Origin of the sequence: Brevibacterium sp. S22 (assembly GCF_004745485.1) — a bacterium.
Taxonomy (GTDB): domain Bacteria; phylum Actinomycetota; class Actinomycetes; order Actinomycetales; family Brevibacteriaceae; genus Brevibacterium.
In genome coordinates, this window is record NZ_RHFG01000002.1 from 179,522 (window position 1) to 194,483 (window position 14,962).

14 protein-coding genes are annotated in these 14,962 nt (G+C 60.8%); 6 read left to right on the forward strand and 8 right to left on the reverse strand.

Annotation, left to right across the window (positions count from 1 at the left end; all coding sequences use genetic code 11):
• Positions 1–1,280 precede the first annotated feature (1,280 nt).
• Positions 1,281–2,474, reverse strand: a complete 1,194-nt coding sequence (locus tag EB835_RS03130) for a ParB/RepB/Spo0J family partition protein (protein ID WP_205749863.1) — start codon at positions 2,472–2,474, stop codon at positions 1,281–1,283.
• On the opposite strand from EB835_RS03130, the gene EB835_RS03135 reads away from it, so the two are divergent.
• Complete coding sequence (locus EB835_RS03135) at positions 2,410–2,706, forward strand: hypothetical protein (protein WP_135808015.1); 297 nt, start codon at positions 2,410–2,412, stop codon at positions 2,704–2,706. The two genes, EB835_RS03130 and EB835_RS03135, sit on opposite strands and share 65 nt — an antisense overlap.
• A 444-nt stretch (positions 2,707–3,150) precedes the next feature.
• Here the strand turns inward: EB835_RS03135 and EB835_RS03140 are convergent, their stop codons facing one another.
• The 7 genes from EB835_RS03140 to rpmH form a co-directional block, all read right to left on the reverse strand.
• On the reverse strand, positions 3,151–4,047 hold the full coding sequence (locus tag EB835_RS03140; RefSeq protein WP_240688522.1) for a ParA family protein: 897 nt from the start codon (positions 4,045–4,047) through the stop codon (positions 3,151–3,153).
• 67 nt (positions 4,048–4,114) lie between these two features.
• A complete protein-coding gene (rsmG, locus tag EB835_RS03145) occupies positions 4,115–4,795 on the reverse strand; it encodes a 16S rRNA (guanine(527)-N(7))-methyltransferase RsmG (RefSeq protein WP_135808016.1) in 681 nt (226 codons plus the stop codon).
• The gene (locus tag EB835_RS03150; protein ID WP_135808017.1) at positions 4,788–5,333 is read right to left on the reverse strand and encodes a Jag family protein; all 546 of its coding nucleotides are present in this window, start codon (positions 5,331–5,333) and stop codon (positions 4,788–4,790) included. Before EB835_RS03150 ends, rsmG begins: the two co-directional genes overlap by 8 nt.
• Before the next feature lie 8 nt (positions 5,334–5,341).
• Positions 5,342–6,295 carry a membrane protein insertase YidC gene (gene yidC, locus EB835_RS03155; protein WP_135808018.1) on the reverse strand — a complete coding sequence of 318 codons (954 nt, stop codon included), beginning with the start codon at positions 6,293–6,295 and terminating at the stop codon, positions 5,342–5,344.
• A 132-nt stretch (positions 6,296–6,427) separates the two neighbouring features.
• Positions 6,428–6,865, reverse strand: coding sequence for a membrane protein insertion efficiency factor YidD (yidD, locus tag EB835_RS20810; RefSeq protein WP_346763137.1), 438 nt, complete (start codon positions 6,863–6,865; stop codon positions 6,428–6,430).
• Entirely contained in the window at positions 6,768–7,133 is a 366-nt protein-coding gene (gene rnpA / locus EB835_RS03165; protein WP_135808019.1) for a ribonuclease P protein component, read from the reverse strand. Before rnpA ends, yidD begins: the two co-directional genes overlap by 98 nt.
• Positions 7,134–7,135: 2 nt before the next feature.
• On the reverse strand, positions 7,136–7,273 hold the full coding sequence (gene rpmH / locus EB835_RS03170) for a 50S ribosomal protein L34 (RefSeq protein WP_039211706.1): 138 nt from the start codon (positions 7,271–7,273) through the stop codon (positions 7,136–7,138).
• A 415-nt stretch (positions 7,274–7,688) separates the two neighbouring features.
• On the opposite strand from rpmH, the gene dnaA reads away from it, so the two are divergent.
• From dnaA to gyrB, 5 genes are all read left to right on the forward strand, one after another.
• Positions 7,689–9,386 (forward strand): chromosomal replication initiator protein DnaA, encoded by a 1,698-nt coding sequence (gene dnaA / locus EB835_RS03175; RefSeq protein WP_135808020.1) that lies wholly within the window; start codon positions 7,689–7,691, stop codon positions 9,384–9,386.
• A gap of 547 nt (positions 9,387–9,933) precedes the next feature.
• Positions 9,934–11,073 carry a DNA polymerase III subunit beta gene (gene dnaN / locus EB835_RS03180; RefSeq protein WP_205749849.1) on the forward strand — a complete coding sequence of 380 codons (1,140 nt, stop codon included), beginning with the start codon at positions 9,934–9,936 and terminating at the stop codon, positions 11,071–11,073.
• Positions 11,074–12,210, forward strand: coding sequence for a DNA replication/repair protein RecF (gene recF / locus EB835_RS03185; protein ID WP_135808021.1), 1,137 nt, complete (start codon positions 11,074–11,076; stop codon positions 12,208–12,210).
• A complete protein-coding gene (locus EB835_RS03190) occupies positions 12,207–12,719 on the forward strand; it encodes a DciA family protein (RefSeq protein ID WP_135808022.1) in 513 nt (170 codons plus the stop codon). Before recF ends, EB835_RS03190 begins: the two co-directional genes overlap by 4 nt.
• A 233-nt stretch (positions 12,720–12,952) precedes the next feature.
• Positions 12,953–14,950, forward strand: a complete 1,998-nt coding sequence (gyrB, locus tag EB835_RS03195; protein ID WP_135808023.1) for a DNA topoisomerase (ATP-hydrolyzing) subunit B — start codon at positions 12,953–12,955, stop codon at positions 14,948–14,950.
• Positions 14,951–14,962: the final 12 nt, after the last annotated feature.

Consider the following 14,962-nt stretch of genomic DNA (forward strand, 5'->3'; position numbering starts at 1 on the left):
CCATGCGGTTGTCGATCCCGGTGGGGCTAACCCAAACATATATTCGAACCTATCGTGGTGAGAGCCATGTGGCTGACTGGTCGGCGCCCAAATGAGAGAATACTCGCCCGAAGCCCGGGACCGCTATGTCCTTGTCGAATCATCCTAGTCACAATAGCCTCACTGACCAGCAAACGTTGCCGGGCACCGAGCGACTACCTGTACAAGAGTAGGAACCATATACCCCGTTTCACGTGAAACGAACACGTCTTCTGTCCAATTTTCTAGAGCCGAGACGCGCGTTGCGATAACCGATCGACAGCAATAGACGGGACCACCGTTGAGCTTCTATTCACGACACCCCGCGCTCCGACGCAATCTCTCGTCCGTGGCCGGCAAAGGGGGAGAGAGACAGACGATAGACCTGTGCATCAGTGAACATTCCATATCAGGTTCTCTCACCTGCGCTACCAAACTGCTTCTAGCCAAACCGGACTCTGCCATCATCATCGAGCTATTCTCAACCGAAGGGTCGAGACTCAAACAAGGAGCGTTTCACGTGAAACGGTATCCGCCTTCCAAACATGAGCCGCGCGGCAACATACAAGCAGGAAGATTGAAGACACGACACTCGCCAGTTCCAGCACACAAGTATCAAACGAGGTACGTTCATTACCCGGATAATCCGGCGACATCATTCAGAAACCATCACTCGCGGACATACGGTGCCGCATCTGCAGGGAATAGTTTCACGTGAAACACACAATCTCAACACCGAAATCGACAGCACCGCAGACTCGTCAAAGCCTAGACAAAGATCAATGGTAGTTCGCAGGTACACCGACATATCAAACACGAGCAGTCTCTGCGAGTCCTGGTCGCTGCATAAACCAGATCAGCATAGTCATAAATACCACCCGTCAGCCAATGGACCGAAGACTATCTGATCCGCGCGTTCACGTGCAGTCTTCAACGTGCGCGAGGCTTGGTAAGCAAAGGGGCCGAAACGATGGGACGACCCGCAACCCCCTGCCGTGATGGTCTCAACCCGTTCCGCCCTTCGTGCAAACAGAGGCACGTTAACCCCAATTTAGGGGGCAGCCAACTACGAGAAGCCAGGGTGTTTCACGTGAAACGACCATCGCGCCACTGAATACAAATTGAGACTCAGCCAGATCCTGCCGAATTCGTCGGCCCACCTATGCCTGAGCCATCCAACTCGATGTATTCAGATCGGTTTGAATGCGAATGGGCCCCGCGAATACTGCAGCGGGGCCCATGCGGATAATATTGGTGCTTGGTTACAGGGCATCCTCATTGGAAATTCCGAGTAAGCCAAGAATGCGATCTAGATCCTCTTGGTTAGCAAATTCCACACTCAGCTTGCCCTTCTTCTTCCCAACCGAAATATTCACCTTGGTCTCGAGCCGATCACCCAAGCGTTCCGCCACAGCTAAGAACTCCGGTGCAACCTTCGTCGTTGCACGTGAAACATTGATCGAATCGCCCCGATTGAGGAGGACAACGGCTTCCTCGGAAGCGCGTACGGACAGTCCTTCTGCAACGATTCGCTGCGCAAGAACTTCCATGTGCTCAGGATCGCGCAACCCCAGAATCGCACGAGCGTGACCGGCCGAGATGACACCGGCGGCTACCCTTCGTTGCACCAGAGGAGGAAGGCGAAGCAGCCGCAGCGTGTTCGAGATCTGAGGTCGAGACCGTCCGATGCGCTCAGACAGTTCTTCCTGTGTGCATCCGAAGTCCTCGAGCAACTGCCCGTACGCAGCTGCTTCTTCAAGGGGATTGAGCTCTGCGCGGTGGAGATTCTCCAACAGCGCATCCCGGAGAAGATCAGTGTCTTCGACATATCGGATAATCGCCGGAATGGTCGAGAGACCGGCATCTTTTGTCGCACGAAGACGACGCTCACCCATAATGAGTTCGAAGCGCGATCGGTCGCTTGGCTTCTGCCTGACGACGACGGGCTGAAGGACACCGATCTCACGGATGCTGTGAACGAGTTCCGCGAGCAGATCTTCGTCGAAGACCGTACGAGGCTGTCTCGGGTTCGCATCGATGAGATCGACATCGATCTCCCCGAATTCCGTGTCAGGGATCGACTCGACGCCTTCGTAGTCATCTACGTCGCCTTCTTCGGAGTCCACCGGCTTTTGATCCTGGCCCTCCTCAGCGATTGCGGAAGAAGACCCGCCTTCTTCCGGAGCCTCGGATTTCATCTTGGAAGGATTCGTACTTGCCTTCGCACGGACCTCTTCGTCCTTGATCTCAGCCACGCCTGGCACTTCATCTGTAGTTCCCGGCTCGCCGGTCGTTCCCGATGCGTCCTCTTCGTCGCTGTCATCCTGGCGACCGGAGGAGGTGTAGACACCGGGATGCGTCTCACGAACATCTTCGTCAGCCGATGGAGCAGTGGCAGTGGTCGCAGCTTCAGCGCCTTTTATCGCCGACTCAGAGTCCACCGGCGGGGATTCCATCCGAATATCAGTCGTCGGCTCGTCGGACGCGTTCGCTGACTTCTCAGCAGGGGGCGAAGCGGGGGACGAAGCGGACTTCACCTTCGATGCGTTTGCCTTTGTCGTCGATGACTTTGACGAAGTCGGCGTCTTAGCAGTGGCCGCATTCTTTCCTGTGGTCGTACTCTTGCCAGTGGTCGTAGTCTCGGACGCGCTCGTTTTCGATCTCGAGGAGTTGGATCCAGAGGTCTGATGAGCAGAGGACGTGGACGCTGCCGACTTGGAGGAGGTTTCCTTCGCCGAACCTGCCTTGGCCTGCTTGGTGTTCGCCGTTCCCGCTTTCGATGCGGTCGACTTCGCAGTTCCCGATTTGGATGCGGTCGACTTCGCAGTTCCCGATTTGGACGTGGTCGACTCAGCGGAACCAGTCTTCGCGCTGGCGGCCTTGCCCTCTGCAGCCTTTTCGGAGGACGTGGTCGCCGTCTTCGTCGTACCCGCGGCCTTCGGCTTCCGTCGGCGAGAAGACTGCATAGACGCTGCCGGATCGGTGCGCGCAGCACGCGAAGTCTTCGCCTCGCCCTCACTATGTCCATCTTCCGTGTTCCCGCCGGAGAAGAAGACATCAACCGGACGATCATTCGAGTTCGCGTCGGGGATCAATGCTCCGAGCCCGCGGCCGAGGCCCCTCTTCTTGCGTTCAACCACGACTTACTCCTCGATTCGCAATTTCTTCAGCAGCTTCCCGATACGAGAGGGCACCGCTGGAATGTGGGTCATAAGAGATCACGGTCTGTCCGTAGCTCGGCGCTTCGGAGATCCTCACCGATCGAGGAATCGCCGTGCCCAGCACCTGCTCCGGGAAATGAGTGCGCACATCCTCGGCGACCTGAGCGCTGAGATTCGTGCGTGCGTCATACATCGTCAGCAGAATCGTTGTGATCGCAAGTTCAGGATTGAGATGTTTCTGAATGAGCTGAATGTTCTTCAGCAGCTGGCTGAGGCCTTCGAGAGCATAGTATTCGCACTGGATCGGGATGAGGACTTCGCGGGCGGCCACGAAGGCGTTCACGGTCAGCAGACCCAGGCTGGGCGGGCAGTCGATGATGATGTAGTCGACGCGGTCTCCCGCCGCCTCCTCTTCCTTCAGGTAGATGCCCAAGGCACGCTGGAGTCGCTGTTCACGCGCAACGAGCGATACCAACTCGATCTCCGCACCGGCAAGATCGATGGTGGCCGGCACACACTTCAGTGTTTCGAAGTCAGGACACTGAGCCACAGCCTCCCGCATCGGCACATCGTCGATGAGGACGTCGTAGATGCTCGTGACCTCGGAATAGTGGTCGATACCCAAGGCGGTGCTCGCGTTGCCCTGCGGATCGATGTCGACGAGCAGGACATTGAGCCCTTGATTGGCAAGGGCCGCAGCGATGTTCACCGCCGTCGTGGTCTTTCCGACGCCACCCTTCTGGTTCGCGATCGTGAAGATACGGGTCGAGTCCGGCCGTGGAAAGGTTGTCTGCGACAGTCGATCCGCACGCCGGTTGTCCCGTGCAATCGCGGCACCAATGGGAGACGACTCATCCATGATCGGCATAGGGCGCACTCCATCATCCATCGGTTTCACAAGACTCTGATCCAGCCTAGACCAACTCTACTTCGTACTATTTCTTGGCGATCTCGACGACACGACTCGGGACCTCGAGGAGGCCGCCTCCGTCGACGATATGAATCTTCGGCTGAGACAGTCGATATCGCTTGATCAGCTTCTTCGCCTTGACCAACTCGTCCTCGACCGAGGCTCCCTTCAGGGCGAGGATCCGGCCTCCGGGGCTGATGACCTCACGGGTCCATTCGATGAGAGTCGTCATCGCTTTGACCGCCCGTGCGGTGACGACCGTGAACATCTCCTCGTCGACGAGTTCTTCGACGCGTGCCCGAACGATTCGCACGTTGTTCAGTCCCAGATCATCGACCACCATACTCAGCCATTCGACGCGGCGCTCCATCGGCTCGATGAGGACGACCTTCGCCTCAGGGCGCATCAGTGCGATCGGGATACCCGGCAGGCCGGCCCCGCTGCCGACGTCGCCGACGACTTCGCTCTCGTCGATGTGCTCGGCGACAACGGCGCAGTTGAGGATATGGCGGGTCCACAGACGGTCGACTTCGCGAGGGCCGATGAGTCCCCACTCGATTCCGGTCGTGGCCAGGTGCCAGGCATACCGCTGGGCCGCTGGGTAGGCGGCACCGAAGTAGGCCTCGGTGCCGGCCGGAGGCGTTTCGATCTCCGCTGTCGTCGATTCGTCCGCGAGCTCGGCGTCCTTCTCAGGCTGATCAGTCATCTGCGAGCCGAATGACGACGTGGCGACCGTCGCCCTCACCCTCGGACTCCGACGCCAGACCTGCGCGAGCTGCCTGGTCATGGATGATCTTGCGCTCAAAGCTGTTCATCGGCTTGAAAGCGAACTCTTCGCCGCCGTCCTTGACTTCGTCTATCGCAGCCTTGGCCTTCTTGATGAGCTCATCGCGACGGCTGTTGCGGAAACCGTCGATATCGAGCATCAGCCATGACCGCTGACCCGTCTGCGTCTGCACGGCCAGACGGCTGAGTTCCTGCAGAGCACCGAGAGTGCGCCCTTCTCGACCGACCAGAGTGTCCAGGTTCGAGTCCTCGTTGTCTTCGCAGACGATGGACAGCTGTGCACGGCCGTCGGCGACATCGATATCGATGTCGCCATCGATATCGGCCACGTCCAACAGCTCTTCGAGGTAGTCCGCGGCGATCTCGCCCTCTTCTTCGAGGAGTTCGGCACGGCTCGGCTTCGTCGAGGTCTCCTCAGGAGTCTGTTCGGGGGTCTCGTCGATCTTCTCTTCGGTCATGTCTGTCCTCAGCGCTTCTTGTTCTTCTTACGGTTCTTGCTCACAGGCTGCTGCCGCTGGCCGCTCTTCTTCGGGGCCTCCTCGGTGACGGTCGATCCCTTGAGCTCGTCCTGCTTCACAGTCTTGCCCTTGCGAGCCTTGCGCTCAAGCATCTCCTTCTCGGCCTTCGAGCCAGGAGCGGGCATATTGCGGATGACCATGTGCTGCTGGGCCATCGTCCAGGTGTTCGAGACCAGCCAGTAGATGAGGACACCGAGCGGGAAGTAGATGCCGCCGATGCCGAAGACGAGCGGCATCACATAGAGCAGCATCTTCTGCGACTGCATCATCGGGTTGGCCATCGCCGACTCCGACATGTTCTTCGCCATCATCTGCTTCTGCGTGATGAACATGGTGCCGGCCATGACGACGATCAGCACACCGGTGAGCAGCTTGACTGCGAAGCCCGGGTCGGTGAAGACCGCCGACAGGCTGATGCCGAAGATCGAGGAGTTCTCAGCCTGGATCGCCAACTGCTGCGTGAAACCGCCGATGGCCCCGACATCACCGGACGCGACCTTCGGCATGTTGTGGATGACGCGGAAAAGGGAGAAGAAGATCGGCATCTGCACGAGCAGCGGCAGGCAGGACGCCCACGGGCTCGTCTTGTTGTCGCGGAAGAGCGACATCTGCTCTTCGGCCATCGCCTGGCGCGAGTACTGGTCCTTCTTGCCCTTGTACTTCGCCTGCAGGCGCTGGATCTCCGGCTGAAGCAGCTGCATCTTGCGCTGCGATTTGATCTGGTAGACGAAGAGAGGGATGAGGAGAGCACGGATGACCACGGTCAGTCCGGCGATCGAGAGCACCCAGGTCCAACCGCTGTCGGCGGGCAGGCCGATCGCGGTGAAGATCTCGTGGAAGATCGCGAGGATCCAAGCAACTACCCACTGCAGCGGGTAGAGCAGCTTGTCCATCCAGTCCATTCAGTTCTCCTCGTTACAACGATGCTTGCGCGTCGTTCATTTTGCCATTGTTCACAGGTCTGCGCGACACATCATGTGCCCCGAGGCAGTCCGTCTGCTCGCGTCCGCGCGCGGACGGTGAGTTCATTATGTTCAGCTGTGTGCCTGACCGCGGTGGATGGTCTTCGACCTGGCCTCCCGCGCTGAGCCCGGCACATGGTCGACACCGCCGTGCGACCACGGATTGCAACGCAGTATGCGCCACCCAGTTAACACCATGCCCTTGAGAACTCCGTGTATCTCGAACGCCTCGAGACCGTACATTGAGCAGCTGGGATAGTAGCGGCACACCTGGCCGTAGAGTGGCGAGATCGCGATCCGATAGGCCCGGATGAACCAGACGAACGGCATCCTCGGACCGATCCGGACGATCCAGCCCAGTGTGGGCCAGAAGCCGGCCGGCCGCCGGGGCACTTCGGAGACATGTTTCAGATCATGTTCGGCGTCCACGGCGATCCAATTTCTTCTCCGCCTTGAGCAGCAGCTCATCCACCTCCGCCGACAGACCGGCGAAGTCCGCCTGGCCGGCATGCGGCAGCGCCCGGATGACGAGCAGGTCTCCTGCTCTCAGCTCACCGAGGCGGGCACGTATGATCTCCCGCAAACGACGTTTGGTGCGATTGCGCACCACTGCGTTCCCGACGGCCTTGGATACGATGAAACCCACGCGCGCAGCGTGGGTATCATCGGTGTCTCTCAGGCTGTGCGCCATGAGATGCTCTGAGCGCACCCGGACCCCGGCCCTGAAGATTCGTCTGAAGTCTTCGCCGCTGCGGATCCGATGTGCCGCGTCAAGCATGCTCAGGCCGAAATGTCGGAACGTCCCTTGCGACGACGTGCGGCCAGGATCGAACGGCCCGCACGGGTGCGCATACGCAGACGGAAGCCGTGCTTCTTGGCGCGCTTGCGGTTGTTGGGCTGGAATGTACGCTTGCTCACTTCAGTCTCCGATTTCTAGGTTGCGGGTGAACGCCGGTGCGTTCTCACAAAAAACGGCGGTGAGAGTCTCGACCGCCGAGCACTCCTGTGCATAAGAGCCAAAGATGATCAGGATAATCGGATGAAGCCCGGTACACAGGACACTCCATCTTAGCGAGGTGGAATCCGAGCGGTCAAACGGGATCCCCATGTTTCACGTCACGCTCGCCCGAAATTCATCACCGTTCGCGTTCCCGCCACCGGAGCTCGTCCACAAGTCACACCCATGTAGTTTTCCACAAGCTTATCCACCAGTGTGGAGATTCACTGGGCTGAGTCGGCAAGAGTCCACATTCTGTGGAAAACTATGTGGAAGTCATGCACAGGTGTGGATCACGCCAGAACGAATTTTTTTGAAAGCTGAGGAAATGTGACGGTGTCGAATTCCAAGAATGAGCTCATCAGCCGCTGGCGCACGGTGGTCTCAACCCTGGATCAGGACCCGGAGCTCACGGCCCACCAGAAGGGATTCCTCTCTCTTGCCGTGCCCAAGGCCCTTGTCGACAACGCACTCGTCCTTCTCGCCGTGCGCGACGAACATACCCGCCGCACCATCGAGACCCGGCTGCTGGGACCGCTGACCAGGGAGTTCTCCAAGGTTCTCGGTTTCGAGGTGACCTTCGGCTTCGTCGTCGACCCTGAGCTCGACGTGCCGATCCGCTTCGAGGATCTCATCGGCGAACCGACTCCGGGACCGCAGGTTCCCATCGATCCGGTCACGTCCACCTCGGCGATGGGATCGCCTGAACCCACCCCCGCTGAGGCGGCCGAACCGGTGCGCCGGATCTCCGCCGATCACTCAGAGTCCGGTATCGGTCAACCGACTCAGGACCGGCAGCCGGCCCAGCACAGTCCGAATGCTCGGATCCCGCATGAGCAGACGTCGGCGCCCCAGGCGCCGGAGCCGCAGACCCCGCATGAGCAGACGTCCCAGTCTCCGGTCGAATCGGGGATGACCGACCGTGAGATGAAGATCGCCGAGGCGACCGCAGCCCCGATGGGACCTCCCGTCGATGCACCCGGTGTCGCTCAGCTCAACCCGAAGTACACCTTCGACACCTTCGTCATCGGCGCCTCGAACCGATTCGCCCATGCCGCGGCCTTCGCCGTCGCCGAAGCGCCGGCCAAGGCATACAACCCTCTCTTCATCTATGGGGACTCGGGACTGGGCAAGACCCACCTGCTCCATGCGATCGGCTACTACGCTACGCAGCTGTTCCCCGAGATCCGCGTGAAGTACGTCTCCAGCGAAGAGTTCGTCAACGACTTCATCAACACGATCGGCTCCTCGAAGACCTCGAATGCGCTGCGTCCGGCCTTCCAGAGACGCTACCGCGAGGTCGACATCCTCATGATCGATGACATCCAGTTCCTGCAGGGCAAGGATGCGACCGTCGAGGAGTTCTTCCATACCTTCAATGCTCTGCACAATGAGGCCAAACAGGTCGTCATCACCTCCGATCAGCCGCCGAAGATGCTCAAAGGCTTCGAAGAGCGGCTGCGATCCCGGTTCGAGTGGGGTCTGCTCACCGACGTGCAGCCGCCGGATATGGAGACCCGGTTCGCGATTCTGCGTCGCAAGGCCGCAGCCGAACAGCTCGATGTCCCCGACGATGTCCTCGAATACATCGCCTCCCGTGTGTCTTCGAACATCCGCGAGCTCGAAGGCGCCCTCATCCGCGTCACGGCCTTCGCCAATCTCAACGATCAGCAGATCGACGTCTCCCTGGCCGAGACCGTCCTCAAGGACTTCATCACCCCCGATGACACTCCTGCTGTCTCGGCCGCAGACATCATGGGGCAGACCGCTGCCTACTTCAGCCTCACCCTCGATGATCTGTGCGGGACGTCCCGATCACGGACGCTGACCACGGCCAGGCAGATCGCCATGTATCTGTGCCGTGAGCTCACCGATCTCTCCCTGCCGAAGATCGGCCAAGCATTCGGTGGACGCGATCACACCACTGTGATGCACGCGAACAAGAAGATTCGAACTCAGATGGCCGAAAGACGGGCCGTCTATACGCAGGTCACCGAACTCACAAACCGCATTAAACAACAGCACCGCTTATAGAAGACGTCATACACATCTGTGGATAACCCTGGGGACAATTGCTCACAGCTGGGGACAGAGCGGTGGACAGAACCGCCGCAGGGGTGGAAAGATGTGAACTACATGCTTGTGTTTACCCAAGCGCCCACCGACCCTCCCGTCGCGGTGCACAGGGCATCCACAAGCCCATAATCGGTTGGGACCCTTGATTACTCTAGGGTAGGCGGCACTTATCCACAGTCTCCACAAGTGCTGATACTTCTGCCAAGTGAATTCAACTCTTAAGAGGGCGACCGCCACCGACTGCTGAGGTCGGTGAGCATCCTGCTCGAGCTCGTGAGCTCAGCTCAGATTCAGCGATGGAAAATATTCGAACACAGAGTCTCGGGTGATTCTCGAATGCGAGATTCACTCTCTGGGCACCCTTTTCGGCCCGCACTCCTGAGGTGGGCACAAATCGGATAGGCTGTGTAAAGTTTTCCGAGCAGTATCGAGCCTGTGACTCGCAACCCGGAATCTTGTGCCAGATGCCCAGTGCAGGTCGGGTGGCCACCCCCGAAGGAGTAAAGTGAACGCGGAAGCATCCCCCTTGAAGTTCAAAGTCAATCGCGACGTTCTCGCTGACGCTGTTGCCTGGGCGACCAAGACTCTGCCCAACCGTCCTTCCGCTCCAGTCCTCACCGGCATCCTCATCACCGCCGAAGCCGGCGGCACAGTGCGCCTGGCGGTGTTCGACTACGAAGTCTCCTCTCGCGTCGAGATCGTCGCCGATGTCGCGTCTGCCGGAACCGTCCTCGTCTCCGGTCGTCTGCTCGCCGACATCTCCAAGGCGCTGCCGAACCAAGAGGTCACCCTCGAACAGATCGATGCGAAGGTCGACGTCACCTGCGGATCCTCACGCTTCTCGCTGATGACGATGCCGGTGGGCGAATATCCCGCACTGCCGCAGATTCCCGAGGACTCCGGCACCGTTTCCGCTGGTGAGTTCCAGAATGCGGTGTCTCAGGTCACGATCGCGACCTCGAAGGATGACACTCTGCCGATCCTCACCAGCGTCCGGGTCGAGATCGAAGGCGAGAAGGTCACGATGCTCGCCACCGACCGCTACCGTCTGGCCGTTCGCGAGTTCACCTGGAACCCGGGACGCCCCGACGTCTCCGCTGTGGCCCTGCTGCGCGGACGCACACTCTCCGACGTTTCGAAATCCCTCGGCGGCGATGTCACTATCGGTCTGAGCACCGATGCGGGCAAGGACCTCATCTCCTTCACCTCGGCGGGCCGAGTCACCACGTCGCTGCTCATCGAAGGCGAATACCCGAAGGTCCGGTCGCTGTTCCCGGATTCGGTGCCGATCCATGCCATCGTCGAAACCGCTGTCCTGCGTGAAGCCGTGCGCCGTGTCTCGCTCGTAGCGGAGCGCAACACCCCGCTGCGCTTCGAGGTCACCGACGGCATGCTCACCCTCCACGCAGGAACCGGTGACGACGCACAGGCCTCCGAAGCCGTCGAAGCGACGCTGCAGGGCGAAGAGATCACCGTCGGCTTCAACCCGCACTACATCGCCGAGGGGCTCGCCGCTGTCGAGAGCCCGTACGTCAACTTCTCCTTCACCCAGCCGATGAAACCGGTCATCATCTCCGGGCAGAAGGAGCTCGACGGTCCCGCCGACGAGTCGTATCGCTACCTGCTCATGCCCACGCGCATCTGAATGTGGATATCCCGGCTCTCCCTGCGTGACTATCGGTCGTATCCGGAACTCGACCTCGAGTTCTCACCCGGAGTCACCACATTCGTGGCCGACAACGGGACCGGGAAGACCAATATCGTCGAGGCGATCGGGTACCTCGCTCATCAGCGCTCGCACCGCGTCGCCTTCGACGCCCCACTCGTCTACGAGGGCAGACCCGCCGCGACCGTGTCCGCTCTGGTCAATCGGGATCAGCGGCACGCCACCGTCGAAGTGACCATTCAGGCCAAGGGCGCCAACCGGGCCCGGGTCAATCGCAACGCGGTCAAACTCAAGGACATCCTCGGCCTCGTGTCCTGCGTCGTCTTCGCTCCCGAGGATCTCAGCCTGGTGCGCGGTGAACCGGCCGAACGTCGGTCCTGGATCGACACCCTCGTCGTGGCGCGCAACCCCCGCTTCGCCTCGATCATCACGGACTTCGAACGCGCACTCAAACAGCGCAACGCGCTGCTCAAACGCCTCCGCGAAGACCGCGATTCCGGACTCGAGGCGACTCTCGACATCTGGAACATGGCCTATGCGGACTCCGCTGCCGAGCTCGTCTTCGGTCGGCAGCGGATCCTCGCTGACATCGTGGAACCGCTGCAGGCGAACTTCGCTTATATCGCCGCCGACGCACGGCTCGAGCGGCAGGGCGCCCATATCGCCTACGACTCGCGCATCGACTACTCGCAGGCCCAGTCGGCTGCCGAATGCAGGGAGCTGCTGCTCACAGCCCTCGATCGCCGCCGGACGACGGAGATCGAACGTGGACTGACCCTGCACGGACCGGGTCGCGATGACCTCTCCCTGATGATCGGAACCCATCCGGCGAAGGGCTACGCCTCTCACGGAGAGACCTGGTCACTGGCACTGGCCATGCAGCTGGCCGGGTGGGACCTGCTCTCCGCCGACGCCGGGAGCACCGCCGAACAGCCGATCCTCGTCCTCGACGACGTCTTCGCCGAACTCGACACAGGGCGACGGCAGCGTCTGGCCTCACGGGTGACTTCGGCCGAACAGGTCTTCATCACCGCAGCTGTCGACTCTGATCTGCCCGACGGCTTGGAAGGCACCCGGATCGATCAGTCCCGGCTCGTGGCGAGCAGCGCATCATGAGCGGCGTCGCCCGCGACTTCTCCACTCCCGTCGCCGCCCTCGAAGCCCTCGACCGAGTGCGGCGCATGGAGGTCACCGAAGCGAAGTTCGTCCGCAGCCGTCGCCGCTCCCGCCTGCGCGGTGAAGTCGTCTACTCGGGTTCGGGCAGAGACGGCCGTGACCCGAAGACTGTGTCATCCGTGCTCGGTTCGCTCATCTCCGACCGCGGCTGGTCGTCCTCCCTCGACATCGGCAAGGTCCTCGGTCGATGGCCGGATCTTGTCGGACCCCAGGTGGCCCAGCATGCGACGCCCGTCGACTTCTCTCCTCCGCTGCTCGTCATCGCCGCGGACTCGACGACCTGGGCGACGCAGCTGCGGGTGCTCAAACCGACGATTCTGCGCAAGCTCGAGGAAGGACTCGGCTCGGCGACGATCACCGAGATCGAGATCAAGGGGCCACAGGGTCGCAGCTTCAAGAGGGGCCGACGATCGGTGGCCGGACGCGGACCGCGGGACACATTCGGCTAGGTCGGGGCCGCCTCGGCGAGGTTCTGAGGTCGATGATGAGGACCAGCGAGATCCGACGAAGTCAAGAGAACACAGAAGGCGCTAAACGGCCACAGCCGCTGCCTCACCTGTCCGGGGGTACATCTGCGGCACGAAAATTCGGGAAATACGCCTTCACAGGCCGCTTACGGGCATTTCAGCGTGCAGCGCGGTAGAATGGGGAGCTGATAGCGACCATCCGAACAAGGAGTCATATGACGACCGAGGATCAGCCTCATTATGATGCCGGCGACATCACTGTGCTCGAGGGTCTCGAGGCAGTCCGGAAACGACCCGGCATGTACATCGGTTCGACCTCGGAACGTGGTCTCCACCACCTCGTTCAGGAGATCGTCGACAACTCCGTCGATGAGGCGATGGCCGGCTATTGTGATCATATCGAGGTCACCATCCTCGCCGACGGCGGCGTCCAGGTCTCCGATGACGGCCGTGGAATGCCCGTGGCCATGCACCCGACGGAGAACAAGCCGACCGTCGAGGTCATCCTCACGATCCTCCACGCCGGCGGTAAGTTCGGCGGCGGCGGATACGCCGTGGCCGGCGGCCTCCACGGTGTGGGTTCGACCGTTGTCAACGCTCTGTCCGAACGTCTCGCAGTCGAGGTCAAGCGTGACGGCCATGTGTGGACGATGGACTTCGTCCGCGGTGTGCCCACAGGTGAACTGCGGCGCGGTGAGGCGACCGAGGAGACCGGCACGACCGTGACTTTCTGGCCGGACGGCTCGATCTTCGAGACCACGGACTTCTCCTATGAATACCTGCGTGCGCGCTTCCAGCAGATGGCCTTCCTCAACAAGGGCCTGAAGATCAGTCTCACCGATGAGCGCCACAACGAGGTTGATGACGACGAGGTCCAGATCGACGAGGACGAGGCGAATGAGTGGAAGCCGCGCACCGTCACCTACCAATACGAGCATGGTCTGCTCGACTACGTCGAGTACCTCAACTCGACGAAGAAGGCCGATCTCGTCCATCCCGACGTCATCGTCTTCGAAGCCGAAGAGGGCGAACAGACTCTGGCGCTCGAGATCGCGATGCAGTGGACGACGTCGTACAACGAGTCCGTGCACACCTACGCCAATGTCATCAACACCCACGAAGGCGGCACTCACGAAGAGGGCTTCCGCACCGCACTGACCTCGCTGGTCAACGCGTATGCGAAGGATCAGAAGCTGCTGCGCGACAAGGATCCCAACCTCACCGGTGACGACATCCGCGAGGGTCTGACCGCCGTCATCTCCGTCAAGCTCGGCGATCCGCAGTTCGAGGGTCAGACGAAGACGAAACTCGGCAACTCCGAGGTCAAGGGCTTCGTCCAGCGCGTGGTCCGTGACGAACTCGGACACTGGTTCGAGTCGAACCCGGCCCAAGCGAAGGACGTCGTGCGCAAGGCCCTGCAGGCCTCCCAGGCACGTATGGCCGCCCGCAAGGCCCGTGAGGCCACGCGCCGCAAGGGTCTGCTCGAATCCTCCGGTATGCCGGGAAAGCTCAAGGACTGTCAGTCGAAGGACCCGACGATCTCCGAAGTGTTCATCGTCGAGGGTGACTCGGCCGGCGGCTCGGCGACGCAGGGCCGCAACCCGAACACTCAGGCGATCCTGCCGCTGCGCGGAAAGATCCTCAACGTCGAGAAGGCGCGACTCGACCGCGCGCTGGGCAACAATGAGGTCCAGGCGATGATCACCGCCTTCGGCACCGGCATCGGAGAGGAGTTCGACCTCGAGAAGCTGCGCTACCACAAGATCGTGCTCATGGCCGACGCCGATGTCGACGGTCAGCACATCACGACTCTGCTGCTGACATTGATCTTCCGGTACATGAAGCCGCTCATCGAACACGGCTACGTCTACCTCGCGACCCCACCGCTCTACCGCCTCAAGTGGTCGAATGCCCCGCACCAGTTCGCGTACACGGACAAGGAGCGCGACGGACTGCTCGAGACCGGGCGAGCCGCAGGAAAGCGTCTGCCCAAGGACCTTGCGATCCAGCGCTACAAAGGTCTGGGCGAGATGAACTACGAGGAGCTGTGGGAGACGACGATGGATCCCGACCATCGTCTGCTCAAGCAGGTCTCCCTCGACGATGCGATCGTCGCCGACGAGATCTTCACCGTCCTCATGGGCGACGACGTGGATTCGCGTCGCCGTTTCATCCAGGAGAACGCGAAGGACGTCCGCTTCCTCGACATCTGATCATTCACCGGC

Coding starts and splice junctions, on each gene's coding strand:
- EB835_RS03130 (WP_205749863.1), bottom strand. CDS start 2,474: ATGGAATCCCCGCCGGTGGACTCTGAGTCGGCGATAAAAGGCGCTGAA.
- EB835_RS03140 (WP_240688522.1), bottom strand. CDS start 4,047: ATGCCGATCATGGATGAGTCGTCTCCCATTGGTGCCGCGATTGCACGG.
- rsmG (WP_135808016.1), bottom strand. CDS start 4,795: ATGACTGATCAGCCTGAGAAGGACGCCGAGCTCGCGGACGAATCGACG.
- EB835_RS03150 (WP_135808017.1), bottom strand. CDS start 5,333: ATGACCGAAGAGAAGATCGACGAGACCCCCGAACAGACTCCTGAGGAG.
- yidC (WP_135808018.1), bottom strand. CDS start 6,295: ATGGACTGGATGGACAAGCTGCTCTACCCGCTGCAGTGGGTAGTTGCT.
- yidD (WP_346763137.1), bottom strand. CDS start 6,865: ATGCCGGCCAGGCGGACTTCGCCGGTCTGTCGGCGGAGGTGGATGAGC.
- rnpA (WP_135808019.1), bottom strand. CDS start 7,133: ATGCTTGACGCGGCACATCGGATCCGCAGCGGCGAAGACTTCAGACGA.
- recF (WP_135808021.1), top strand. CDS start 11,074: ATGTGGATATCCCGGCTCTCCCTGCGTGACTATCGGTCGTATCCGGAA.
- EB835_RS03190 (WP_135808022.1), top strand. CDS start 12,207: ATGAGCGGCGTCGCCCGCGACTTCTCCACTCCCGTCGCCGCCCTCGAA.
- gyrB (WP_135808023.1), top strand. CDS start 12,953: ATGACGACCGAGGATCAGCCTCATTATGATGCCGGCGACATCACTGTG.